The organism is Ihubacter sp. rT4E-8 (genome assembly GCF_049852125.1).
Lineage (GTDB): Bacteria > Bacillota > Clostridia > Peptostreptococcales > Anaerovoracaceae > Senimuribacter.
Genome location: NZ_CP187532.1, coordinates 2,631,536 through 2,654,920, shown reverse-complemented (window position 1 = coordinate 2,654,920; position 23,385 = coordinate 2,631,536). Strand labels below are relative to the sequence as shown.

General features: G+C 43.7%; 19 protein-coding genes, 1 tRNA gene and 3 rRNA genes. 15 read left to right on the top strand and 8 right to left on the bottom strand.

Going from position 1 to position 23,385, the window contains the following annotated elements; genetic code table 11:
• A complete protein-coding gene (gene pflB, locus ACPW7J_RS13120) occupies positions 1-2,232 on the top strand; it encodes a formate C-acetyltransferase (protein ID WP_161875445.1) in 2,232 nt (743 codons plus the stop codon).
• A gap of 30 nt (positions 2,233-2,262) precedes the next feature.
• A complete protein-coding gene (gene pflA / locus ACPW7J_RS13115; protein ID WP_161875446.1) occupies positions 2,263-2,973 on the top strand; it encodes a pyruvate formate-lyase-activating protein in 711 nt (236 codons plus the stop codon).
• Positions 2,974-3,289: 316 nt separating this feature from the next.
• Here pflA and nhaC read toward each other — a convergent pair whose 3' ends face one another.
• On the bottom strand, positions 3,290-4,780 hold the full coding sequence (nhaC, locus tag ACPW7J_RS13110; protein WP_161875447.1) for a Na+/H+ antiporter NhaC: 1,491 nt from the start codon (positions 4,778-4,780) through the stop codon (positions 3,290-3,292).
• 835 nt (positions 4,781-5,615) lie between these two features.
• On the opposite strand from nhaC, the gene ACPW7J_RS13105 reads away from it, so the two are divergent.
• The 5 genes from ACPW7J_RS13105 (at position 5,616) to ACPW7J_RS13085 (ending at position 13,359) form a co-directional block, all read left to right on the top strand.
• Positions 5,616-7,131: ribosomal RNA gene (locus tag ACPW7J_RS13105) — 16S ribosomal RNA — on the top strand.
• A gap of 33 nt (positions 7,132-7,164) precedes the next feature.
• Positions 7,165-7,240, top strand: a tRNA-Ala gene (locus ACPW7J_RS13100).
• A 397-nt stretch (positions 7,241-7,637) separates the two neighbouring features.
• A 23S ribosomal RNA gene (locus ACPW7J_RS13095) occupies positions 7,638-10,528 on the top strand.
• A 58-nt stretch (positions 10,529-10,586) separates the two neighbouring features.
• Positions 10,587-10,703 (top strand): 5S ribosomal RNA (gene rrf, locus ACPW7J_RS13090).
• The 16S, 23S and 5S rRNA genes sit together here with 1 tRNA gene alongside, the layout of an rRNA operon.
• 304 nt (positions 10,704-11,007) lie before the next feature.
• Positions 11,008-13,359: a cation-translocating P-type ATPase gene (locus ACPW7J_RS13085; RefSeq protein ID WP_424960224.1), complete on the top strand. Its 2,352-nt coding sequence runs from the start codon at positions 11,008-11,010 to the stop codon at positions 13,357-13,359.
• Between the two features lie 67 nt (positions 13,360-13,426).
• On the opposite strand, the gene ACPW7J_RS13080 is transcribed toward ACPW7J_RS13085, so the two are convergent.
• Positions 13,427-14,140: a queuosine precursor transporter gene (locus ACPW7J_RS13080; protein WP_424960223.1), complete on the bottom strand. Its 714-nt coding sequence runs from the start codon at positions 14,138-14,140 to the stop codon at positions 13,427-13,429.
• On the bottom strand, positions 14,130-14,846 hold the full coding sequence (locus tag ACPW7J_RS13075) for a radical SAM protein (RefSeq protein ID WP_424960222.1): 717 nt from the start codon (positions 14,844-14,846) through the stop codon (positions 14,130-14,132). Before ACPW7J_RS13075 ends, ACPW7J_RS13080 begins: the two co-directional genes overlap by 11 nt.
• A 264-nt stretch (positions 14,847-15,110) precedes the next feature.
• Between ACPW7J_RS13075 and cysK the strand changes: the two genes are divergently transcribed.
• From cysK to rpsI, 3 genes are all read left to right on the top strand, one after another.
• A complete protein-coding gene (cysK, locus tag ACPW7J_RS13070; protein WP_161875120.1) occupies positions 15,111-16,037 on the top strand; it encodes a cysteine synthase A in 927 nt (308 codons plus the stop codon).
• Positions 16,038-16,287: 250 nt separating this feature from the next.
• On the top strand, positions 16,288-16,716 hold the full coding sequence (gene rplM / locus ACPW7J_RS13065) for a 50S ribosomal protein L13 (RefSeq protein WP_161875121.1): 429 nt from the start codon (positions 16,288-16,290) through the stop codon (positions 16,714-16,716).
• 19 nt (positions 16,717-16,735) lie between these two features.
• Positions 16,736-17,131, top strand: a complete 396-nt coding sequence (rpsI, locus tag ACPW7J_RS13060) for a 30S ribosomal protein S9 (protein ID WP_161875122.1) — start codon at positions 16,736-16,738, stop codon at positions 17,129-17,131.
• 126 nt (positions 17,132-17,257) lie between these two features.
• Here the strand turns inward: rpsI and ACPW7J_RS13055 are convergent, their stop codons facing one another.
• The 5 genes from ACPW7J_RS13055 to ACPW7J_RS13035 form a co-directional block, all read right to left on the bottom strand.
• Entirely contained in the window at positions 17,258-17,602 is a 345-nt protein-coding gene (locus tag ACPW7J_RS13055; protein ID WP_227151431.1) for a hypothetical protein, read from the bottom strand.
• A gap of 15 nt (positions 17,603-17,617) precedes the next feature.
• Positions 17,618-18,709: a tyrosine-type recombinase/integrase gene (locus ACPW7J_RS13050; protein ID WP_425755399.1), complete on the bottom strand. Its 1,092-nt coding sequence runs from the start codon at positions 18,707-18,709 to the stop codon at positions 17,618-17,620.
• Between the two features lie 133 nt (positions 18,710-18,842).
• Positions 18,843-19,211 (bottom strand): hypothetical protein, encoded by a 369-nt coding sequence (locus ACPW7J_RS13045; protein ID WP_227151429.1) that lies wholly within the window; start codon positions 19,209-19,211, stop codon positions 18,843-18,845.
• 15 nt (positions 19,212-19,226) lie between these two features.
• Entirely contained in the window at positions 19,227-19,517 is a 291-nt protein-coding gene (locus tag ACPW7J_RS13040; protein ID WP_227151428.1) for a hypothetical protein, read from the bottom strand.
• 274 nt (positions 19,518-19,791) lie between these two features.
• The gene (locus ACPW7J_RS13035) at positions 19,792-20,202 is read right to left on the bottom strand and encodes a helix-turn-helix domain-containing protein (RefSeq protein WP_227151426.1); all 411 of its coding nucleotides are present in this window, start codon (positions 20,200-20,202) and stop codon (positions 19,792-19,794) included.
• Between the two features lie 197 nt (positions 20,203-20,399).
• On the opposite strand from ACPW7J_RS13035, the gene ACPW7J_RS13030 reads away from it, so the two are divergent.
• Genes ACPW7J_RS13030 through ACPW7J_RS13010 form a run of 5 tightly spaced genes read left to right on the top strand, consistent with a single transcriptional unit; the run spans position 20,400 to position 23,385 of the window.
• Positions 20,400-20,753 (top strand): hypothetical protein, encoded by a 354-nt coding sequence (locus ACPW7J_RS13030; protein WP_227151424.1) that lies wholly within the window; start codon positions 20,400-20,402, stop codon positions 20,751-20,753.
• A gap of 24 nt (positions 20,754-20,777) precedes the next feature.
• On the top strand, positions 20,778-22,091 hold the full coding sequence (locus ACPW7J_RS13025; protein ID WP_227151422.1) for a phosphoadenosine phosphosulfate reductase family protein: 1,314 nt from the start codon (positions 20,778-20,780) through the stop codon (positions 22,089-22,091).
• 17 nt (positions 22,092-22,108) lie between these two features.
• On the top strand, positions 22,109-22,318 hold the full coding sequence (locus ACPW7J_RS13020) for a helix-turn-helix transcriptional regulator (protein ID WP_118455471.1): 210 nt from the start codon (positions 22,109-22,111) through the stop codon (positions 22,316-22,318).
• Between the two features lie 34 nt (positions 22,319-22,352).
• On the top strand, positions 22,353-22,556 hold the full coding sequence (locus ACPW7J_RS13015) for a hypothetical protein (protein ID WP_227160465.1): 204 nt from the start codon (positions 22,353-22,355) through the stop codon (positions 22,554-22,556).
• 31 nt (positions 22,557-22,587) lie between these two features.
• Positions 22,588-23,385, top strand: a complete 798-nt coding sequence (locus ACPW7J_RS13010) for a pentapeptide repeat-containing protein (RefSeq protein ID WP_425755398.1) — start codon at positions 22,588-22,590, stop codon at positions 23,383-23,385.

Here is a 23,385-nt window from a genome sequence, read left to right as displayed (position 1 = left end):
ATGAACAACGCATGGGACGGCTTCAAAACTGGAGCTTGGACAGAAACAATCAACGTTGATAATTTTATCAACTTAAACTACACCCCGTATGACGGGGACGAAAGCTTTCTGGCTGGACCTACTGCCAGAACTACTGAGTGCAACGACAAAGTAAAGGCTTTGCTGGTTGAGGAAAGAAAAGCAGGCGGTACGTTGAAAGTAGACGCCAGCAGGATTATGAGAATTAATGCTTTTGATCCTGGTTATATCATCGAAGGTAAAGATCTGATCGTAGGTTTACAGACAGATGAACCTTTGAAAAGAGGTATTTGTCCGTTCGGTGGAATCAAGATGGTAAGAGAAGAAGTTGCTGAATACGGCGAAAAGCTTCCGGAAGAAGTAGATTTCATGTTCAACTATGTAACTTCTCACAACGACGGCGTATTTAAGGCATATTCTCCAGAAATGAGAAAAGCAAGACACCTGGGATATATCACAGGACTTCCTGACGCATATGGTAGAGGAAGAATTATCGGCGACTATAGAAGATGTGCTCTGTACGGTATCGACAGATTGATCGAAGCAAAACAGATTGACCATGACGAGGTCGCTTCTCGTCCGATCATGAGCGAGGAAAACGTAAGACTTGCTGAAGAAATCTGGAATCAGATTGCAGCTCTGAAAGAGATCAAGAAAATGGCTGAGAGATATGGCTATGATATCTCTAAACCAGCTACTGATGTAAGAGAAGCTATTCAGTGGACCTATTTTGCTTATCTTGCTGGTATTAAGGAAGAAAACGGAGCGGCTATGTCCATTGGCAGAACTGCAACTTTCATTGACGTTTATGCTGAAAGAGATCTGGCTTCCGGTAAATATACAGAAGAACAGATTCAGGAATTCATCGACGACTTTATCCTGAAGCTGAGAGTTGCAAGACATCTGAGAACCAGTGAATACAATGAACTGTTCGGTGGAGATCCGATGTGGATTACAGAAGGTCTGGGCGGCGTTGGCGCAGATGGCAGACACAGAGTTACTAAGATGACTTACAGATATCTGAATACGCTGTACAATCTGGGACCTGCACCAGAACCAAATTTGACGGTACTGTGGTCTAAGGATCTGCCGGAACCTTTCAAGAGATTCTGTGCACAGGTTTCCATCGACACTGACTCCATTCAGTATGAAAATGATGACAAGATGAGACCTGCATATGGTGAAGACTACTCCATCGCATGCTGCGTATCCGCAATTCAGATGGGTGAACAGATGCAGTTCTTTGGTGCGAGATGTAACCTGGCTAAATGCTTACTGCTGGCAATTAACGGCGGTATCGATGAGAGAACAGGCGAGCATATCGGACCTCAGATGGAAGCTATGGGAGACGGTCCTCTGGACTTTGATGAAGTTTGGAGAAGATATAACATTTATCTGGAATGGCTCATGAGCGTATATGCAAGAATCATGAATATTATTCACTTCATGCACGATAAATACGACTATGAAAGATCCCAGATGGCATTTCTTAATTCTGAAGTAAAGAGACTGATGGCCTTTGGTGTTGCAGGTTTCTCTGTAGCGGCAGACTCTTTATCCGCGATCAAATATGCCAAGGTATATCCGATCAAGGATGAGAATGGTGTAATCGTTGATTTCAGAACAGAAGGAGATTTCCCGAAATACGGAAATGATGATGACAGAGTAGATAACCTGGCAGTAGCAATTTCTGAAAAATCCATTCAGGAACTGAGAAAACAGCCGGCTTACAGAAATGCGGTAACTACATTATCTGTACTGACTATCACTTCTAACGTAATGTACGGAAAGAAAACTGGTAACACACCTGATGGAAGAAGAGCTGGTACTCCGTTTGCTCCTGGCGCAAACCCAATGCACTGCAGAGATAACACCGGAGCTGTAGCTTCTCTGAACTCTGTTGCAAAGATCGACTGGGATACTTGTCAGGATGGTATTTCCAATACTTTCAGTATTACACCTGATTCTTTAGGTAAGGATAGAGAGGGAAGAAAGGATACTCTGGTAAAACTGCTGAGCGGTTACTTTGGCCAGGGAGCACATCACCTGAATGTCAATGTATTGAACAGAGAAGTTCTGATGGACGCTTATGACAATCCGGATAAATATCCTTCACTGACTATCAGAGTATCTGGCTATGCTGTAAGATTTAACGCTTTGTCAAAGGCGCATCAGAAAGAAGTTATCGAGAGAACCTTCCACGAAGGTCTGTAAAATAGACTATCGATATAGGAGATAGATGAAATGATGAAGGGCAGATTGCATTCTATAGAAACATTCGGGGCCGTTGACGGCCCCGGCATCAGAACTGTATTTTTCCTGCAGGGATGTCCGGCAAGATGTGCCTATTGTCACAATCCGGATACCTGGAATCCATGCGGAGGCAGAGAAATAGACATTGATGAGATCGTTCATCGTGCTAAAAGAGGTGTGCCATATTACGGAAATGATGGCGGAGTAACTTTTTCCGGCGGAGAACCGCTGGTTCAGGGGAAATTTCTGTTAGAGGCTATCAAAGCGTTGAAGGCCGAGGGAATCGGTACGGCTATCGATACGAGCGGCACATACTTTGATGAGGACAGCGAGGCGGCTATTGCTGCTGCCGACATGGTGTTGTTGGATATTAAACACATCGATCCGGCGAAGTTCCATGAGCTGACAGGTCGGGAGCAGGGTCCGTTGTTCAAACTGATAGAAGTGATCAACCGTCTGGAAAAACCTATTTGGGTTAGACAGGTTATTGTGCCTGGATTCAATGATAGCGAGGAATACATTGAAGCTTTAAATGCGTTTCTAAGCGGCATAAAGACTATCAAGAAGGTAGAACTCCTTGGATATCATAACATGGCTGAAAACAAGTATGAAAAGCTGGGAATTAGCTACAAACTGAAAGGTTTGGCGCCGATGAATCGGGAAAAGCTGCAGCATCTCAGCGCGCTTACTATCACTGCATAACATCATCTTACATCTTTATAATGGCAGAAGCCTGACGGTTCATATGTATTGCGTATGGATTGTCAGGTTTCTGTTATTTTGTCTGCAAGAAAAGTGTGCATGATGGAATTAGCTGTACAGCGCCAATTGCGGGGCGAAAAGATACGGAGAAAAAGTCCCGCACTCCGTGCATGAGACCTGTCAACGATTCACAAATATACATATGTCGCCATCTTCGAGGCTTGGTAAGGCGCTTTTATGTTATAAGAAAAAGGACGCCCTTGTGGACGTCCGCTTTCTAAGTGATTTTATTTTATTTATGATGAAAGTTTCTCTTTTATGCTTCGAGAGCTTCAAGAGCTTCTTTCTTTTCTCTTTCTCTTTCAATTAAGATCTTTTCATATTCTTCCTCAGTCATTTTAGTCATGGTGATTCCAGTGTAACCGAAAATGATGGATACGACTGGGTTCAGCCAGTTAAGAATAGCGTATGGAATATATCCGCTGCCTACGCCGAGGAAAGATCTCATAGTAGCGCCGCAAGTGTTCCAAGGGAAGAAGTTTGATGTAATTGTTCCGGAATCTTCCAGACATCTGGACAGGTTCTTTGGAGCCAGTCTCATGTCTTCGAATGCTTCCTTGAACATTCTGCCTGGTAATACTAATGCTAAGTACTGGTCGCAGCAGATTGCGTTTACGAAGATGCAGGAGAATTCTGTTGCCAGAACCAGTCCGCCTCTGCCCTTCGCTACCTTCAACAGCAGATTTGCGAAAGTTCCCATGATGCCGGTTACGTCTACGATACCGCCAAAGCACATCGCGCACAGGATGATTGAGATCGTCCAGAACATACCCTGCATACCGTCGCCGGATAACAAGCTGGCCAATTCTTGAATAACCTCGGAGGCACCTTCAGGAACTGCTCCCATGGAGATACCGTTGTTCAGAATACTGAATACGTTGTTTACCAGATCATCGCCGAGTGCGGCATCAATATAAGGCTTGTTCCAGAACATGAGAGGAACGCCAATGAATACGCCGCCGATCAATGCAGGTAAGGCAGGGAGCTTCAGCGCTACTGCCGCTATTACGAATACTGGTGGAATAAGAGCGATAATACTGATATTGGAAGACCCTTTGATAAATGCAGAGATCTCTTCCAGTACAGACATATCCGGTGTGTTATTTTGTGCGTAAACAAATCCGAAGATTGCATAAGCAACTAATGCAATAACCAAAGAAGTACCCGTAGTGTAGATCATGTGCTTGATATGATCAAAGAGAGTGGCGCCAGCCATTGCAGGAGCCAGATTAGTTGTGTCAGACAGCGGGGACATCTTGTCACCGAAGTAAGCGCCGGATACTACTGCACCAGCAGTGATATAATCCGGAAATCCTAACGCAGTACCAACACCGATCAGGGCAACACCCATAGAACCGGCTGTTGACCAGGATGAGCCTGTTGCCAAGGATACGATGGAACAAAGAATACAAGCTGTAACTAAGAAAATTTTAGGGCTGATAACTTTAATACCATAATACATCATGGAAGGAATGGTACCTGCAGCCATCCAGGATGCGATCATACAACCTACGATTGCTAGAATCAAACAAGCCTGCATGGATCTGTTGATAGATGCCAGAATACCCTGTTCCAGATAAGCCCATTTCCAGCCGTTAGCGGCTGCAACGATAGCTGCAACGCAGGCAGCTAAAATAAGTGCGATATGAGGTTCTCCGCCAGAATCTTTGAGAATAGACCACATGAGAAAACCGACCATTGCTAAGATGACAATCAGACATTGCCATAGAGGTATTTTTCTACCCATAATAAGTCCTCCTTAATAATATTAAGTAAATAAAATAAAATCCACGTACTTGGTTAAGTACAAATACATTATATACGGAAATAGCAAAATTGTCAAGTTCATGTGAATTTTCTGTCACATGCTTGTCACAGTGTCCTACTTAACGGAAATAGAAAAGTGCATTGTGAAGAAAACATTGAAAAATGCATGATTTACTTGATGCTGCCACAGGGATAGAACGATAAAAAGACAGAAGAAAATTTATATATAATAATAGTAGGAAAAAAATTTGAGATTAATTTTTTTAGAAACAGGAGAAGATACTAGATTTCTGAAGATTTTGCAGCAGGCTCTTTAGATAGGATTCCTTTCAGATATGTTTTTGTGATGAGTGACATTTCAACAGACCCTATCGCTTTTTTCTATGAGCAAGGTGTTGCATCAATTGTAAGTCTAGAATATAAAAATATTTTACAAAAAACACTTGACTGAGGAAGACAGAAGTGATAATATAATAAAGCTGTCCGCAAGGCGGCAGGTCAGGCAGGGACGAAGAAGGAAGGCAAAGAAAAAAGCCTGAAAAAGATCGAAAAAATGCTTGACAGTGCCGGAAAGGGATGGTATACTGAATAAGCTGTCTGCGAGAGCGGGCGGCAGAACCTAGAAAACTTCATAGTATGGAAATTTAGTCAAAAATTTCGAGCAATCATGAAATTGGTAAGAGATTACCAGTGCGTGAGAGTTCACGACAATTTCTTAAAAAGAACAATAATTCGAAAGAAGAATATTGCAAGAGCGCAAAGCGTTCAGAGACTTTTAAGATGATTTTACCTTGCGAAAGCAAGTAGAATACCATATCATTAAGAGTTTGATCCTGGCTCAGGATGAACGCTGGCGGCGTGCCTAACACATGCAAGTCGAGCGAGAAGCTCTCGACGGATACTTCGGTTGAGGGAGAGAGTGGAAAGCGGCGGACGGGTGAGTAACGCGTAGGCAACCTGCCTTATGCACAGGGATAGCCATTGGAAACGATGATTAAAACCTGATAACACTGCATTTTCACATGGAAAAGCAGTCAAAGATTTATCGGCATAAGATGGGCCTGCGTCTGATTAGCTAGTTGGTGGGGTAACGGCTCACCAAGGCAACGATCAGTAGCCGACCTGAGAGGGTGATCGGCCACATTGGAACTGAGACACGGTCCAAACTCCTACGGGAGGCAGCAGTGGGGAATATTGCACAATGGGCGAAAGCCTGATGCAGCAACGCCGCGTGAAGGAAGAAGGCCTTCGGGTCGTAAACTTCTGTCCTTGGGGAAGAAGAACTGACGGTACCCAAGGAGGAAGCCCCGGCTAACTACGTGCCAGCAGCCGCGGTAATACGTAGGGGGCAAGCGTTATCCGGAATTATTGGGCGTAAAGAGTGCGTAGGTGGCTTTTTAAGCGCAGGGTTTAAGGCAATGGCCCAACCATTGTTCGCCCTGCGAACTGAATAGCTTGAGTGCAGGAGAGGAAAGCGGAATTCCTAGTGTAGCGGTGAAATGCGTAGATATTAGGAGGAACACCAGTGGCGAAGGCGGCTTTCTGGACTGTAACTGACACTGAGGCACGAAAGTGTGGGGAGCAAACAGGATTAGATACCCTGGTAGTCCACACCGTAAACGATGAGCACTAGGTGTCGGGGTCGCAAGACTTCGGTGCCGGAGTTAACGCATTAAGTGCTCCGCCTGGGGAGTACGTACGCAAGTATGAAACTCAAAGGAATTGACGGGGACCCGCACAAGCAGCGGAGCATGTGGTTTAATTCGAAGCAACGCGAAGAACCTTACCAGGACTTGACATCCTCCTGACGTATCCGTAATGGGATATTTCTTCGGACAGGAGAGACAGGTGGTGCATGGTTGTCGTCAGCTCGTGTCGTGAGATGTTGGGTTAAGTCCCGCAACGAGCGCAACCCTTGCCATTAGTTGCCATCATTAAGTTGGGCACTCTAGTGGGACTGCCGGGGACAACTCGGAGGAAGGTGGGGATGACGTCAAATCATCATGCCCCTTATGTTCTGGGCTACACACGTGCTACAATGGCCGGTACAGAAAGCAGCGAAGTCGCGAGGCGGAGCAAATCTCAAAAACCGGTCCCAGTTCGGACTGCAGGCTGCAACCCGCCTGCACGAAGCCGGAGTTGCTAGTAATCGCGAATCAGAATGTCGCGGTGAATGCGTTCCCGGGTCTTGTACACACCGCCCGTCACACCATGGAAGTTGGGGGTGCCCAAAGCCGGCAAGCAAATATGCTGTCTAAGGCAAAACCAATGACTGGGGTGAAGTCGTAACAAGGTAGCCGTATCGGAAGGTGCGGCTGGATCACCTCCTTTCTAAGGAGACGGATTTTCATACTATGAGTTTATGGGGAATTAGCTCAGCTGGGAGAGCACCTGCCTTGCACGCAGGGGGTCAAGGGTTCGAGCCCCTTATTCTCCACCAATAGAGAGCTTAGCGGCTCGAACCCGAAAGGGCACGACCGTTAAGAGAATCTGTACAGAGTACAGATTCATAGGGAGTGGTTCAAGGCGACCGAAAGGGGAGCCGCAGAACGGCAGATTTACGGAGTAAAGCTGCAAAGCCCCTTATTCTCCACCATAGCCGAAAGGCTAGAGAAAGCACCTAGAGAACTGAATAACGTGTATCAAACAAACACAGAGAAGAAATCGAGAAAAGACAGAAGTTAGAGATAACGGAAGGGAAATTCTATGATTTCAACCGAGAAAACCAGAAGAATTCTTTAATAAAGAGCATGCGAGCGCCGCATGCGACACGAGAGAATTGCGAAGGCTTTTGGCAAAGCTGCAAGGAAGCAGGGGAGCGAAAAGACGAGCAAGAAGGTCAAGTGAAGAAGGGCATAAGGCGGATGCCTTGGCACTGGGAGCCGAAGAAGGACGTGACAAGCTGCGAAAAGCTGCGGTAAGGAGCAAATATCCTATGACCCGCAGATATCCGAATGCGGAAACGCACCTACGGTAATGCGTAGGTATCCATAACTGAATCAATAGGTTATGAGAAGGAAACGCGGGGAACTGAAACATCTAAGTACCCGTAGGAAGAGAAAGAAAGATCGATTTCCTAAGTAGCGGCGAGCGAAAGGGAAAGAGGCCAAACCGATAGCTTGCTATCGGGGTTGCGGACACTCAGAAGCAAGAAATGTTGATAGTCGAATATGCATGGAAAGGCAAACCGAAGGAGGTAAAAGTCCCGTAGACGAAATGAACATGAAGCAGAGTGGATCCAGAGTAGGACCGGACACGTGGAACCCGGTCTGAAGCCGGGGGGCCCACCCCCCAAGCCTAAATACTACCCAGTGACCGATAGAGAATAGTACCGTGAGGGAAAGGTGAAAAGAACCCCGGGAGGGGAGTGAAATAGAACCTGAAACCTTATGCCTACAAGCAGAGGGAGCGAAAGTGACCTCGTACTTTTTGTAGAACGGGCCAACGAGTTATGGTATGCAGCGAGGTTAAGGTGTAAAGCACTGGAGCCGAAGTGAAAGCGAGTCTGAATAGGGCGAGAGAGTTGCATGCTGTAGACCCGAAACCGGGTGACCTATCCATGAGCAGGTTGAAGTAACTGTAACAGGTTATGGAGGACCGAACCCATATCTGTTGAAAAAGGTTGGGATGACTTGTGGATAGCGGTGAAATTCCAATCGAACCCGGAGATAGCTGGTTCTCCTCGAAATAGCTTTAGGGCTAGCCTCACAGAAAGATACCCGGAGGTAGAGCACTGAATGTTCTAGGGGCCTTCACCGGTTACCGAAAACTATCAAACTCCGAATGCCGGAATATCATATGTGGGAGTCAGACTACGTGAGATAAGTTTCGTGGTCGAAAGGGAAACAGCCCAGACCAACAGCTAAGGTCCCAAAATGTAAGTTAAGTGGAAAAGGATGTGGAGCTGCACAAACAGCTAGGATGTTGGCTTAGAAGCAGCCATGCATTCAAAGAGTGCGTAATAGCTCACTAGTCGAGTGGCTCTGCGCCGAAGATAAACGGGGCTAAAACTTACTACCGAAGCTTTGGAATGAGAAATCATTGGTAGAGGAGCATCGTATACGGGTAGAAGCATACTTGAAAGGGTATGTGGACTGTATAGGAGAGAGAATGTTGGCATGAGTAGCGCAAGGCAGGTGAGAATCCTGTCCGCCGAACATCTAAGGATTCCTGAGGAAGGTTCGTCCGCTCAGGGTTAGTCGGGGCCTAAGCCGAGGGCGAAAGCCGTAGGCGATGGATAACAGGTAGAGATTCCTGTACCACCGGAGGTCGTTTTAAGTGAAGTGGGGACACAGAAGGATAGACTGAGCACGCCGCTGGTAGAGCGTGTCCAAGCGTCGAGGGAGTAGAAGTAGGCAAATCCGCTTTTACAATTCTGAGGCGTTACGGGGAGGCAAATAAGCCGGAAGCAGTTGATTTCACGCTGTCAAGAAAAGCCGCTAGCAAGACCCGAGGTGCCCGTACCGCAAACCGACACAGGTAGATGAGGAGAGAATCCTAAGGCGAGCGAGAGAACTATTGTTAAGGAACTCGGCAAAATGACCCCGTAACTTCGGGAGAAGGGGTGCCTGCATGAAGCAGGCCGCAGTGAAAAGGCCCAGGCAACTGTTTACCAAAAACACAGGTCTCTGCAAAAGCGAAAGCTGAAGTATAGGGGCTGACGCCTGCCCGGTGCTGGAAGGTTAAGGGGAAGTGTCATCCGTGAGGAGAAGCACAGAACTTAAGCCCCAGTAAACGGCGGCCGTAACTATAACGGTCCTAAGGTAGCGAAATTCCTTGTCGGGTAAGTTCCGACCCGCACGAAAGGCGTAATGATCTGGGCACTGTCTCAACAATAGACTCGGTGAAATTGTAGTACCGGTAAAGATGCCGGTTACCCGCAGCAGGACGGAAAGACCCCGTGGAGCTTTACTGTAGCTTGATATTGAGTTTCGGCGTTGCATGTACAGGATAGGTGGGAGACAGAGAAATCAGTACGCCAGTATTGATGGAGTCACCGTTGGGATACCACCCTTGTAACGTTGGGATTCTAACCATGTGCCATAAGCCGGCACTGGGACAGTGTCAGGTGGGCAGTTTGACTGGGGCGGTCGCCTCCTAAAGAGTAACGGAGGCGCCCAAAGGTTCCCTCAGCGCGGACGGAAATCGCGCGAAGAGTGCAAAGGCAGAAGGGAGCTTGACTGCAAGACAAACAGGTCGAGCAGGGACGAAAGTCGGGCTTAGTGATCCGGTGGTTCCGAGTGGAAGGGCCATCGCTCAACGGATAAAAGCTACCCCGGGGATAACAGGCTGATACCCCCCAAGAGTTCACATCGACGGGGGTGTTTGGCACCTCGATGTCGGCTCGTCTCATCCTGGGGCTGAAGTAGGTCCCAAGGGTTGGGCTGTTCGCCCATTAAAGAGGTACGCGAGCTGGGTTCAGAACGTCGTGAGACAGTTCGGTCCCTATCCGCTGTGGGCGTTGGAGATTTGCGTGGAGCTGTCCTTAGTACGAGAGGACCGGGATGGACATACCTCTGGTGCACCAGTTGTCTTGCCAAAGGCATAGCTGGGTAGCTACGTATGGAAGGGATAAGCGCTGAAAGCATCTAAGTGCGAAGCCCCCCACAAGAAGAGATCTCCTCCTTTAAGGTAAGACCCGTGGGAGACTACCACGTAGATAGGTCGGAGGTGGAAGTGCAGTAATGTATGGAGCTGACCGATACTAATAGGTCGAGCACTTGACCAGTGGTTTTCAAAGAGTGAAGTTTAGACACGTTATTCAGGATCAAAGGGGAAAAAAGGAATCTGGTAACAATAGCGGGGAGGATACACCTGTTCCCATCTCGAACACAGTAGTTAAGCTCCTAAGCGCCGATGATACTTGGCGGGGGACTGCCTGGGAAAGTAGGTCGTTGCCAGTTTTGTTAAAAGGAAACTACACATCAGTGTGGTTTCTTTTTTTAGCGTAGCGTACAAAACGGGACAGCGGAAGGAAGAAAGCGAATGTAGCTTTCTGACTGAAGAAGCGAACGAAGCGAGCGTTGCCGGTTTCAGTAAGAAGCAAGTTACGAAGTAGCTTGCTTTTTTAGTGTCCGAAGAACACCTCTGAAATGGGATGGACATTTAAGGAAGCAAGAAGTGGCGCTACAATATTTTACATTATCTGTTTCATCTTTGACTCTTTTGTGATAAAATAATACCATTAACAGAAGGAGAAAGGCAGTAATGTTGGGATTAACAAGTCAAGAAGCTGAGGCTAGACTTCATCAGGGGCTTGGAAACGAGCAGGTGGATTCCTCAACTCGAACAGTTAAAGAAATTGTCAAAGAAAATGTTTTAACCTATTATAATCTTATTTTCACTGTATTGGCAGTGCTTTTAATTATTGTAGGCCAGTTTAGGGATCTGACCTTCATGTTTATTGTTTTTGCTAATACGGCGATTGGTATCGCTCAGGAAATTCGTTCTAAGCAGACGCTGGATAAACTGAAATTATTGAAGATGCCTAAGGTGCATGTTCTGCGCGACGGACACGAGGTACAGATACCTGTAGAACAGCTGGTATTGGAGGATTGTATTATTCTCGGCGCAGGAAGCCAAATACCGGCAGATGCGGAGGTAGTTGACGGAAGTATACAAGTCAATGAGGCGTTAATTACGGGTGAATCTGATGAGATAACCAAAACCAGAGGCGCACAGCTTTTGTCGGGGAGTTTTGTCATATCTGGTCACTGTGTGGCGCGCCTTACTGCGGTTGGTCGTGAATCCTATATATCTAAGCTTACAATTGAAGCAACAAAGGATAAAAAAGGCGAGCAGTCTGAGATGATAAAATCATTGGACTGGCTGGTAAAAATTATCGGTATTATCATCATTCCTGTGGGAATTACTTTGTTTGTGCAGCAGTGTTTTATTTTGGACGGAGGCTTTACTGACAGTATCACATCTATGGTAGCGGCTGTATTGGGGATGATTCCCGAAGGACTGTATATGACGGCCAGTATTGCTATGGTAGTTAGCGCTATGCGTCTTGCGAAGAAGGATGTTCTAGTTCAGAATATGCGCTGCATTGAGACTCTGGCCAGAGTTGACGTTCTATGTGTCGATAAGACGGGAACTATCACGGAAAATGAAATGAAGGTGTGCGGGATGCAGCCTATGGTAGATGCTTCTCATGAGGATGTACTGTATGGTATGATAGGAGATTTAGTTGCTGTACAAAGTAGTGATAACATTACTATGGCTGCAATGAAGGAATATTTTGCAAAGCCTGAGGGAAAACAGGTGGATTCTATATGTCCGTTTTCTTCTAAATACAAGTATTGCGGCGCTGTTTTTTCTGATGGTAATTATGTACTGGGCGCTCCTGAATTTGTACTTCGAGAGAGATTTGCACAGTATGAGAATTATATTACGGATCTCAGCGAACAGGGATACCGGGTTTTGGCTTTTTGTCAGACCGAGGATATACCGGATGGTCAGCCTTTAGAGGGGGACGCGCGGCTTCTTGCGCTTATTTACCTTACAAATCCTATCAGAAAATCTGCACCGGAAACTTTCCAATATTTTGCTGATAACGGGGTAGATATTAAAGTTATTTCAGGAGATAATCCGGTGACTGTTTCCAATGTGGCGATGGAAGCGGGGATCAAAGACGCCGACAGGTATATCGATGCACGGCAGCTTGTGAATCAGAGGGCAATTTTTGAGGCTGTGGAACGATATACTGTATTTGGTCGAGTAACACCGGAGCAAAAGAGAATGTTTGTTAAGGCTTTGAAAAAGCAGGGCAAGACTGTAGGCATGACGGGCGACGGCGTTAATGATATTTTGGCGCTGCGGGACGCGGATTGTTCCATCGCGATAGCCTCCGGCAGTGAGGCGGCATCCAATGCGGCGCAGCTGGTATTGATGGATTCGGATTTCTCTAAGATGCCGTCAGTGGTAGAAGAAGGAAGACGAGTGGTTAATAATATTGAAAAGTCTGCGAGCCTGTTTCTTACCAAGAACATTTTCTCATTGTTATTAGCGCTGTTTTCTATGATCAGTGTGTTATCGTACCCATTGAAGCCGTCGCAGATTACTTTGATTAGTATGTTTACTATCGGTATGCCTTCCTTTGTGTTGTCGTTAGAACCGAATAAGAATTTGATCAAGGGCACTTTCTTCGGCAATGTATTTAAGATGGCCGCGCCGGCAGGGATAACGACATTTATCAGCGTTAGTTCTCTGGTTATCTTTGGTCAGGTATTTGAAATTGATCCGGTGTGCATATCCACTTCCTGCACGATTCTGGTAGGTCTGGTGGGCTTCATGATATTGGGAAAAATAGCGAGACCTTTTAATGCGCTCCATACCGCGCTTATCGCGGTGATGGTAGGCGGCATGGCTTTTTGTACTTTCTTTATGCCGGATCTATTTGGAATCAACAGCATTTCAGGACAGGCTGCAATGCTGCTGGTTGTATTCCTCATCGCTACGGAAGCGCTTTTTCGGTATATTTATAAGTTCACAAGCCTCTGCGGAAGGATTATGAGCCATACGCCACGGAGAAAGAAAAAAGAGCAGAAACATTAGTCAACGTAAATGAAGACAAGACCCCCTTGCTGTAAAATCAGTTTAGAAGGGGGTCTTATTGTCTGAATTACTGTTTTTCTTCAGGGATTTGTGCTCGCTCCTTTAGACGGCGAGCAAGATAGACCGCAGGCGTATCCAGAAGACTGGTAACGATGAAGATTACATAGCTGGACAGACAAATGCTGATCAAGGTGCCCATGGAGTGCATACCGTAGAAAGCGCCGAACGTAAAAAGTACAGTATTCATCAGTTGGGACAACAGAGTAGAACCATTGTTTCGAATCCAGAGCCCTTTTCGCGAGTCTCCAAGGATTTTTTTTGTATGCTTCCAGATTGTATGGTAGGCGAAAACATCAAAGACCTGTACAATACCATAGACTGCTACGCTGACAAGCATCATCCTCGGCGTATTGGAGAAGATGGCTTGTATAGACGGCATGGCCCAATCATTAGAGCTGGGCGTATACAGCAGCCATAATTGGCTCAGTATTACGAAGCTCAGGCTGACCATAATACCGATTTTGACAGCTGTATTTGCACATTTTTTTCCTTCCGTTTCGCTGAGGATATCTGTCACCAGAAATGTGGACGCGAAAAGGATATTTCCCAGCGTCTGTTCCATCCCGAAGGCATCGACCAGGATAAGAGCCTCAATATTAGCGGCAATGGTTGCGACGACTGTCCACATGTACAGACCTGTTCGGCCCAGCAGCCGGTAGAAAAGCACAACTGTGCCGTAAATCAGCAGCAAGCTGCCAATTAGAATCATTTCATTTCTCATAGGAATCACCTCCAACACCGAAATCCGTGTTTGTCATTAAAATGTCAACCCTGGGATTATCAATAAAAGTGGGACAGACATCCTTTGTGAAAATATCTATGACAGAGGCGTCCGGCTTGATCGGAGCGGTGTTTTCTGTCATTACGTTGATGCATACGCGATCAAAGTATTTCAGTCCGAGGTTTACATCGTGGGTCATGGACTCTGCGGTTTGACCCGGGATACCGAAAAGGAGACAGCACTCGTCGTAGCTTGCGGCGATTTTGGCGGGATTGATCTCGTCAATACCCTTATCCAGGTAGGACTCACGAAACAGCGCGTTGAATGTTTCAATGCCGATTTTGACCTTTACCGCAACGCCGAGAGCTGCGAAGGCCGTCCGAATTTCCTCGATGGCTGATCGATCCTGCCAATGGCACTCAAAATGAATCTGCCGTATGTTTTTTGCCGTTACGATTTGGCGTATGCGCGCCATGGTTTTTTCATCTAAATCGCTGAAACTGCCGGAATTGATTACCTCCAGGCGGTGATAGACGCCGGTAACCTGATCCAGAACAGATTGATTCAGTGCATAGTTGGCCTCTGTGTCTCTGCTGAAATCCAGATGATAATCGCAGAAACGGCATCGTCTCCATCTGCAGCCGCAGCCGCGTAAAAGTACGATTTCGCGCGGGTTCTTTTCAGTTATGATTCCATAACGCTCCATATTTCCTCCATTCCTCGTGACTTTCCAGGCTGATAGCAAATTAAAACGCGCACGGAAAACGCGCGCGTTAAAATATCTTCGCTTGGTTCCGTAGTTTTGTTTATAGACAGGATGGTCACGAACTGTCCTATTTTTTTGTACTTGATTACTATAGCACAAAGATGAGAAATTGTCAAAAAAAAAAACAAGTAGTAGTCTTTACAACTCTTTGAGATCTGTGATATACTGATTTGATAATGAAATTTTATAAGATGGAGAGTAGAGATGATATATAATAATGTGCTGGAAGCTATGGGCCATACTCCGATGATAGCGTTAAATCGAATGACAGACCCGGAGGGCGCCAGGGTTTTGGTCAAGTTTGAAGGCCTTAATGTAGGCGGCAGTGTTAAAACCAGGACTGCTTTCAATATGATTACAAAGGCGGAGGAAGACGGAATTTTACAGCCGGATTCTATTATCGTAGAGCCGACCAGCGGTAATCAGGGTATAGGATTGGCGCTGGTTGGCGCTGTGAAGGGTTATGAAACTGTTATTATCATGCCAGACTCCGTAAGTCAGGAGCGTCGGCTGCTGGTGGAACATTACGGAGCGAAAGTGATTCTGGTACATGACGCGGGAAATATCGGCGACTGCATTGAGGAATGTGTGCAGATGGCGGATCGAATGGCGGCGGAGAATCCGAAAGTTTTTGTTCCGCAGCAATTTGAGAATCAGGCTAATCCGATGGTACATCGTCATCATACCGGTCTTGAGATTTTGGAGCAGGTGGCAGGTCCTATTGACGGGTTTTGTTCAGGTATAGGAACCGGCGGTACGATTACGGGGATCGGAGAAACCTTGAAGGCTTTGAATCCACAGATTGAGATATGGGCTGTAGAACCGGAAAACGCCGCGATTCTGGCTGGCGGTACAGTTAGTACCCACATTCAAATGGGTATTGGCGACGGCGTAATTCCCGGAGTGCTGAATCAGGAAATCTACGATGACATTTATATTGTGTCTGATGAAGAAGCGCTGCAGACAGCGAAAGATTTGGCGGCAAAGGAAGGTTTGATGTGCGGCATTTCCAGCGGCACCAATGTGGCCGCGGCCTTGCAGCTGGCTAAAAAGTTAGGTAAGGGAAAAACAGTAGTTACGATTCTGCCGGATACGGCTGAACGCTATTTTTCCACACCTTTGTTTACATAGAGTGGAAGTTTTTTCTTGGATTTTCTTTGTACAATGAAAAAACTGTTGCAATTGCTTGGGTTTTGCTATATAATAGTCATGCACTGTGCGTTCACAGGCGATTTGTATGCGTAGAACTGAACGGTTCGGCAGCGCTGCAAGCTAAAAGTTATTTTAGTTATGTCGAAACAGATTCTCTTTGGAATCCCAGTAGACAGAACCGAACAAGATATCGAGAGAAGATATCCCAGTAGGTAGAAAGGAAGAATCAATGAAATCTTACATTGCAAAACCTGCAGAAGTAGAACGTAAATGGTACGTTGTCGATGCAGAAGGTAAGACTCTCGGCAGACTGGCATCTGAAGTTGCTTCTGTTCTGAGAGGAAAGAACAAGCCGACCTACACTCCGCACGTTGACTGCGGCGATTATGTAATCGTTATCAATGCTGAGAAGGTAGAAGTAACCGGCAAAAAGAGAAAAGAGAAGATCTATAAGAGACATACTGGTTATCCGGGTGGACTCAGAGAGGTTACTTTCGAAAAGTTACAGGCAAGAAAGCCGGAAGAAATCATCAAGCACGCGGTAAAAGGCATGCTTCCTGATGGAAGACTTGGCAGACAGATGTTTAAGAAGTTAAAGGTTTATGCTGGTACTGAGCATCCTCATACAGCACAGAAGCCGGAAGCTTTGGAAATCTAGTGAAAGGGAGGAATAGACAATGGCAAAATTACAATACCAGGGAACAGGTAGAAGAAAACATTCAGTTGCTAGAGTTAGATTAATCCCGGGCACTGGAAAGATTACTGTAAATAAGAAAGACTTAGAAGATTACTTCGGTATGGAAATCGTCAAGAGAGAGGTAAGAAGACCTTTCGAAGTTGCTGGATGTGAAGGCAAGTTTGACGTTATCGCCACTGTGGCAGGCGGCGGTTTTACCGGTCAGGCAGGAGCTTTGAGACATGGTATCTCCAGAGCGTTATGTCAGGCTGACAAGGAAGCATATAGAGCGCCTTTAAAGGTTGCAGGCTTCCTGACAAGAGACCCTAGAATGAAAGAAAGAAAGAAATACGGTCTCAAAAAAGCAAGAAGAGCTTCCCAGTTCTCCAAGAGATAGTTCGACAGCAAAAATCAATCCCACAGATTCAAGGTTTTCCTTGGATTTGTGGGATTTTTCTTTTTGTCCATTTTTCTGAATTTCTATCTGTTAGTAACAAGTTAGAAACAAAATAGTAACACTGAATCAGGTGTCTTGTGCAAGACTTTTGTTGTCTTGTGCAAGACATTTTCTGATGTCCAGTTTGGTTCTGCAATGAATTATTCTTCCATCTTTGAAGAAAACATCATATCCATCATGTGTGTTCCCTTTGATGGTCAGAATCTTTTCCCTGGACTTTTCTGCAAGCTGCATATTATCAAACAGACCTTCCTGGTCTTTATTCACCAGGAACAGAAAATATTTGTTCATGGACATTCCTTTGTCTGCTGCAAGGTCTTTGATGACCTGCTTCATTCCCTTTGGAACTGAAAAATTGATTCTTTCATAATGGTCTGCATTGAATTGGTTTTTGTATGCTGTTCTATTCATTCAGGTCACCTTCTTTCAAATCAGGTTGATTGCTTCCAGTTTGATTGGAAGTTCCAGGTGAGTGTAAACAGCTTGTGTGACATTCTGTCCTTTGTGACCAACAATTTTCTGAACAATTCTTTCATCAACCTTCTTTTCGGTCAGCAGGCTGACACAGGTGTGTCTTGTGTCATGTGGTCGGTGTCCTTCATAGACTGGTTCTTTTTTATCTTCCTTGATGACATACTTTCCCATGTTCAATTGAAGCATCAAAGGAATCCAGTATGAATCATAATAATTGCGATATTTGAAAGGCCGTTCATCAGGTGTGCAAATCAGATGGTCACAGTCCTTCTTCATCCAGTATTCAAAGAAAGGAACAACCTTTTCTGCAATTGGAACTTCCCTGATTCCTGAACTGGTCTTTGATTCCTTCACATAGAACCATCTTTCATCCAAGTGAATGTCTTTCTTTTCCAAATCAAGCAATTCACCGATTCTGACACCAGTGTATATGAGAATAAGAACAACAGACAGATATTCATTGGATTCTTGTGCATCCCACAGCATTTTGACTTCCTTCTTGCTGAAAGGTTTTCTGTTGTATGCATTTGGATTCCCTGCTTTGTTGATGTCCACATATTTGATTATATCCCTTTTGTCAGGGGTGACTATTTCATGAATGACTGCATAATCCCACATCAATCCCCACAGATTTTTCAATGTCTTCAAGGTTGGTGTGTTCTTCCCTGATTCATCCACACATTGTTGCAGGTGGTCAAGTTTTATTTCCACAAATTTCATGTCATGCAGCGGTTCACTGGTCTTGAATGCTGCTTTGTAACCATTGCAGTCTTTGATGGTTTCATAGTGAATTGCAGACCATTTTTCATATACTTCTGCAAATGTGATTGTGTCCAGGTGCAGGTCATAAGGGTCTTCATTATAAGACGCAAGTGCTTGAAGTGCTTCTGCCCTGGTTGCATAATATCCTATAAACTTATAAACAGGATAGGATTTTTTCTTTTCAGGAATCTGTTTCCATCCAACAGTCTTCCTTGCTGCCCATGGATTTCTTCTTTTCCCTGACAGCTTGTAAACTGAACCATATTTGTTTGGTAATTTCATGACCATCATCCTTTCTTTTTTCAGGATGAAATGGTATAATTATATTGGTGTTTTTGGTGACCATTTCATCCATTTGATTTGGTTTCCATCCTTTTCCCCTGGCTGTTGGTAGCAGTCAGGGGAATTTTTTATTTTACAATGAAATATGACTTGGTGCAGCGGTCTGACCAAATTGCATTTTTACAAACTGACCATATTCCTTTGCAGTTCCCCAAAATGCAAGCATTCCTTTGTCATAATGAATGACCAGGAAATATTTCTTGATTCCTTTTCCAGTGGATGCAGCATTTCCATGATATTTCTGCATGAATTGTGATTCTTCCATTGCACTGATTGACTGAATCCTGTTCCTTGGAAGTGTAACAGTTGTTTCAGGTTTTATCCTGGTAATTGTCAGCATATCTGCATCCAGTTCCAGTCTGCATGGATAATTGGTGGCAAATCCTTCAATTCCTTCATAGTGCTGAACTGCAAGTCCTGATTCTTTTTTCTTTCCAAACATCTTGAATCCTTCCTTTCATTTACAATATTTTCTTAAATAGGTTATAACATCATCTATTCTTTCAATGAAATCATCCACATTTCCTTCAATTGTTTCAAATTTATATAATGATTTTAATATTTGCATGGAATGTTTTCTTCCTTGAAGTTTTATTTTTCCAAGTGGATATGAATTAAAATAAGGCTCTATGTGTCCAGTTGATAACCTATTTAGTTTCAAACATTTCTTTTCTTCATCTGATAATTTTGAAAGAAAACATTCAAAATATTTTTCTTCATCTTTATTCCAAGTATATTCCTTTGACATCTTGAATCCCTTCCTTTCATGTTGACTTTGCTGAAAGCCTTGATTTTACTGGACTTTCAATGGTTTTTGGTGTTCAAAAAGTCAAGATGTGATGTATTCTATATATTATAATTATTTTTTAAGGAATCATTGATTTTTGATGATTTCTTATTCTTTGATTATAAATAAGTCAAAACAATCATTGACATCTTGACTTTTCCTTTGTTTTCAAGGGTTACATCTTGACTTTCATCTTGAATTTATCTTGAATTGAAGTTGACAAAAATGATGTTCCCTATGCGTTTTTCAATACAGTTTCCCTTTTTTCAGTGTACTTGGACAGTTCTGTCATGTCTGACAAGTCTTCCAGGACTTTCTGCTGTCCAGTCTGATTCAATTCCATAAACATCTGCAACACATGAACTGCATCTTTTCCAAAATGCTTCTGAACCAGTTCAATTGCTTTGGTTTCTTCTGCTGCTTTGGCAGAATCAAAGCGGTCATCAAAACACATCAATTCACAAGGGGAAACACCAAACTTCTTTGCAAGCTGCTGAATGTGTGTCCTTTTTATATTTTCAACCTGACCCGTTTCCCACTTGTTCACTGCTGCCCTGTTCACTGGTGGATTCAGTGACCTTCCAAGTTCTTCTTGGGATATTCCCATTTCTTCCCTTAATTGCTTGATATATGTCCCCATTGTCATAATGGTCACATCCTTTCTTATTTATGATTGTATCTTGATAATAGCATAAATGCGTTATTTTTTCAATTTTTCTTGAAAAAATATCTTAAAAATTTGAAAAAACCTATTGACACCCTTCAAGATACATGCTAATATTGATGTATCTTCATAAGATACAAACCGAAAACACCAAAATAAATGAAAAGGATGGATGAAAAATGATGAATGTAAAAGTTAGAATTCAGAAAGTGTTTGATGATATTACAAAGGAAACAAAGCAGGAACTTGTTGTTGTAAATGGAAAGAAAACCTTCATTGGTGCTTTGTTCTTTAAGAAGGAAGAATGGAATAAACCAAAGAAGATTGTTGAAGAACTTGTTGTTGAAGGTTCTGCACTTGATGTGATGCTTGCAGCATATAACCTTATGAAGAAGCATGACATGATTGCAAAGGATGACAAGACTTTGAAGACAATGCTTCACTGGCAGTTCATAAATGGTTTTTCAGATGAAATGCTTGATGGTTATAAATATAAAACTGATTCAGAATTTCTTGCTTCCTTGGTTGCATAACCAGGGAAAAGAAAGGTGGCATAAATGGAATTCATAAAAGATAAAGACTGCACCATGGACACACCAGTTGTCCTTGGTGTTCAGGATTCACCTATATATGGCAAAGGTATTTCAATCAAACCAAGGGTTGATGGAAGAAAGGATTCAAAGCATTTTGAAAACATTTATCTTCCTGAACTTCTTCCCCTGGAAGAATATGACTTGATTGTTGTTTTGATTTCAGGTGGTAAAGATTCAATTGCATGTTTTTATAAACTGCTTGAACTTGGTGTTCCAAAGGAAAAAATTGAATTGTGGCATCATGACATAGATGGTGGACATCCTACAAGAAGAATGGACTGGAAATGCACACAGAACTATATGAAAGCACTTGCAGATGCAGAAGGTGTCAAGTTAAGGGTTTCATATCGTGTCAATGGATTCTTTGGTGAATTATACAGAATAGGTGCATCAGACCCTATTGAATGGGTTGACCCTGACACTGGTGAAATAAAACAGTGCAAGCTGTCATCAAATTATTTGAAATGTCAGGAAATCAAAGAACAGTGCCTGGAAGAAATGGAAGAACTATTGAAAGAATATGGATGCAGAATGAAGTTTCCTGCAAAATCACCTGACCTTTCAAGAAGATGGTGTTCTGCATATCTGAAAGTTATGGTTGCAGATTCAGTTGTTTCAAACTTGGACAGGCTTGAAGAACTTGGTGGCAAAAGACACAAGTTTCCTGCAAAGGGTGGAACACATCAGGGAAGATGGTGCAGTGGAAATCTAAAAGCAGCAGTTCAGGACAGTGTGACAGCAAACCTTGAAGAAACCAAATCTGACAAGAAAATCTTGATTGTTTCAGGTGAAAGAAGGGGTGAATCAGCAGGGCGGTCAAAATATAATGAAATTGAGATTCACAGAACAAATGCTGAAAAAAGAAATCACAGAATTGTTCATCAGTGGCGGTGTTGTATTGATTATACTGAAAAAGATGTTTGGGAAGTCCTGAAAAGACATCATGTAAATCCACATCCTTGTTATAGATTAGGATGGAACAGATGCAGTTGTGCAGCATGTATCTTTTCAACACCACCATTGATGAAGGGATTCAGTGAAATCTATCCTGATGAATACAAGGAATTAAGGGAAGATGAAGAAAGACTTGGATTCACACTGGATAATAAAAAGAATCTTGATGATTTCATTTGTGGTGCAAAATCGTGTTTATGCCTGGATGATAAACAGGCAGTGCATTCAATAAAAACTGGTGAATTCACTGTTGATGACATATTTGTTGAAGACTGGAAATATCCAGTTGGTGCATTTCATGGTTCAGATGGTGGTTCATGTTAAGAAAGGAAGTGAAGTTGATGAATAAGAACAAATTTGTTAGTGTGATGAAATTACATGGTGACACACAAGAAAGCCTGGCAGAAGCAATTGGAATTTCTGTTCAGCGGTTGAATGCAAAAATCAATTCAACTGGCGGTGCTGAATTCACAATGTCTGAAATCAGGGCAATCAAAATTAGATACAATTTGACTTGTCAGGAAATTGATGAAATATTTTTTTGCGATTGATGTATCTTGATAAGATACAAGGAAAGGTGGTGAAATGATGATTGACTGGAACAATAGTCCTGACAACAGACTTTCAGTTGCAGAAGCTGCACATCTTCTTGGTGCTTCTGAACAGTTTGTCAGAATCGGATTGCAGCAGGGAACATTGAAGTTTGGAATGGCAGTCAAGATGTCAGGTCAATGGACTTATGTGATAACAAAGCAGAAGTTTGAAGAAATCACAGGAATAAAAGTGTGATGACAAAATATGAAAGGATGGACAAAAACACATGAAAGGTTACAAAGTATTCAATTCAGACTGGACTTGCAGAGGATTTCAGTTTGAAGTAGGAAAAGTATTTGAAGAAGATGTCACACCAGTATGTTGTGACAGGGGATTTCATTTCTGCACAAAAGCATCTGACTGTTTCAGATATTATTCTTTTGACCCTGACAATAAGGTTGCAGAAGTGGAAGCACTTGGTGACATTGACACCCAAGATGATGACAGCAAGTGCTGCACGAACAAAATTCATATTATCAGGAAAATCACCTGGCAGGAAGTTCTTGACCTTGTGAACTTGGGAAAAGCCTGCACTGGACTTTGCAACAGCGGTGATTGGAACAGCGGTGATTGCAACAGCGGTAATCGCAACAGCGGTGATTGCAACAGCGGTGATTGGAACAGCGGTAATCGCAACAGCGGTGATTGCAACAGCGGTGATTGGAACAAGACTTGTTTTTCAAATGGATGCTTCAACACTGAATCACCAAAAATTTTCTTGTTCAACAAACCTTCTGATTGGACATATCAGGATTGGTTGAATTCAGATGCAAGATACATTCTGATGGATTGTCCTTCAAATGTTCTTTCTTGGATATGGGAAGATGACATGACAGATGAAGAAAAAGAACAGCATCCTGAATATTCAGTGACAGGTGGATTCTTAAAGCACATTGAAAAGGAAACAGGAAGACAGATGTGGTGGGATGGTCTTTCAGACAGAAAAAAGACCATTGTGATGAATCTTCCAAACTTTGACAAGGACATCTTCAAAGAAATCACTGGAATTGATGTGGAAGGTTAG

Excerpts from the sequence above, each read along its gene's own strand:
- nhaC (WP_161875447.1), bottom strand. The coding sequence starts at position 4,780 with ATGGGTAGAAAAATACCTCTATGGCAATGTCTGATTGTCATCTTAGCA.
- ACPW7J_RS13010 (WP_425755398.1), top strand. The coding sequence starts at position 22,588 with ATGAAAGGTTACAAAGTATTCAATTCAGACTGGACTTGCAGAGGATTT.
- ACPW7J_RS13085 (WP_424960224.1), top strand. The coding sequence starts at position 11,008 with ATGTTGGGATTAACAAGTCAAGAAGCTGAGGCTAGACTTCATCAGGGG.
- ACPW7J_RS13015 (WP_227160465.1), top strand. The coding sequence starts at position 22,353 with ATGATGATTGACTGGAACAATAGTCCTGACAACAGACTTTCAGTTGCA.
- ACPW7J_RS13075 (WP_424960222.1), bottom strand. The coding sequence starts at position 14,846 with ATGGAGCGTTATGGAATCATAACTGAAAAGAACCCGCGCGAAATCGTA.
- ACPW7J_RS13035 (WP_227151426.1), bottom strand. The coding sequence starts at position 20,202 with ATGACAATGGGGACATATATCAAGCAATTAAGGGAAGAAATGGGAATA.
- ACPW7J_RS13050 (WP_425755399.1), bottom strand. The coding sequence starts at position 18,709 with ATGAAATTACCAAACAAATATGGTTCAGTTTACAAGCTGTCAGGGAAA.
- ACPW7J_RS13030 (WP_227151424.1), top strand. The coding sequence starts at position 20,400 with ATGATGAATGTAAAAGTTAGAATTCAGAAAGTGTTTGATGATATTACA.
- rplM (WP_161875121.1), top strand. The coding sequence starts at position 16,288 with ATGAAATCTTACATTGCAAAACCTGCAGAAGTAGAACGTAAATGGTAC.
- ACPW7J_RS13020 (WP_118455471.1), top strand. The coding sequence starts at position 22,109 with ATGAATAAGAACAAATTTGTTAGTGTGATGAAATTACATGGTGACACA.
- ACPW7J_RS13040 (WP_227151428.1), bottom strand. The coding sequence starts at position 19,517 with ATGTCAAAGGAATATACTTGGAATAAAGATGAAGAAAAATATTTTGAA.
- ACPW7J_RS13025 (WP_227151422.1), top strand. The coding sequence starts at position 20,778 with ATGGAATTCATAAAAGATAAAGACTGCACCATGGACACACCAGTTGTC.
- ACPW7J_RS13055 (WP_227151431.1), bottom strand. The coding sequence starts at position 17,602 with ATGAATAGAACAGCATACAAAAACCAATTCAATGCAGACCATTATGAA.
- pflB (WP_161875445.1), top strand. The coding sequence starts at position 1 with ATGAACAACGCATGGGACGGCTTCAAAACTGGAGCTTGGACAGAAACA.
- rpsI (WP_161875122.1), top strand. The coding sequence starts at position 16,736 with ATGGCAAAATTACAATACCAGGGAACAGGTAGAAGAAAACATTCAGTT.
- ACPW7J_RS13045 (WP_227151429.1), bottom strand. The coding sequence starts at position 19,211 with ATGTTTGGAAAGAAAAAAGAATCAGGACTTGCAGTTCAGCACTATGAA.
- cysK (WP_161875120.1), top strand. The coding sequence starts at position 15,111 with ATGATATATAATAATGTGCTGGAAGCTATGGGCCATACTCCGATGATA.
- ACPW7J_RS13080 (WP_424960223.1), bottom strand. The coding sequence starts at position 14,140 with ATGAGAAATGAAATGATTCTAATTGGCAGCTTGCTGCTGATTTACGGC.
- pflA (WP_161875446.1), top strand. The coding sequence starts at position 2,263 with ATGATGAAGGGCAGATTGCATTCTATAGAAACATTCGGGGCCGTTGAC.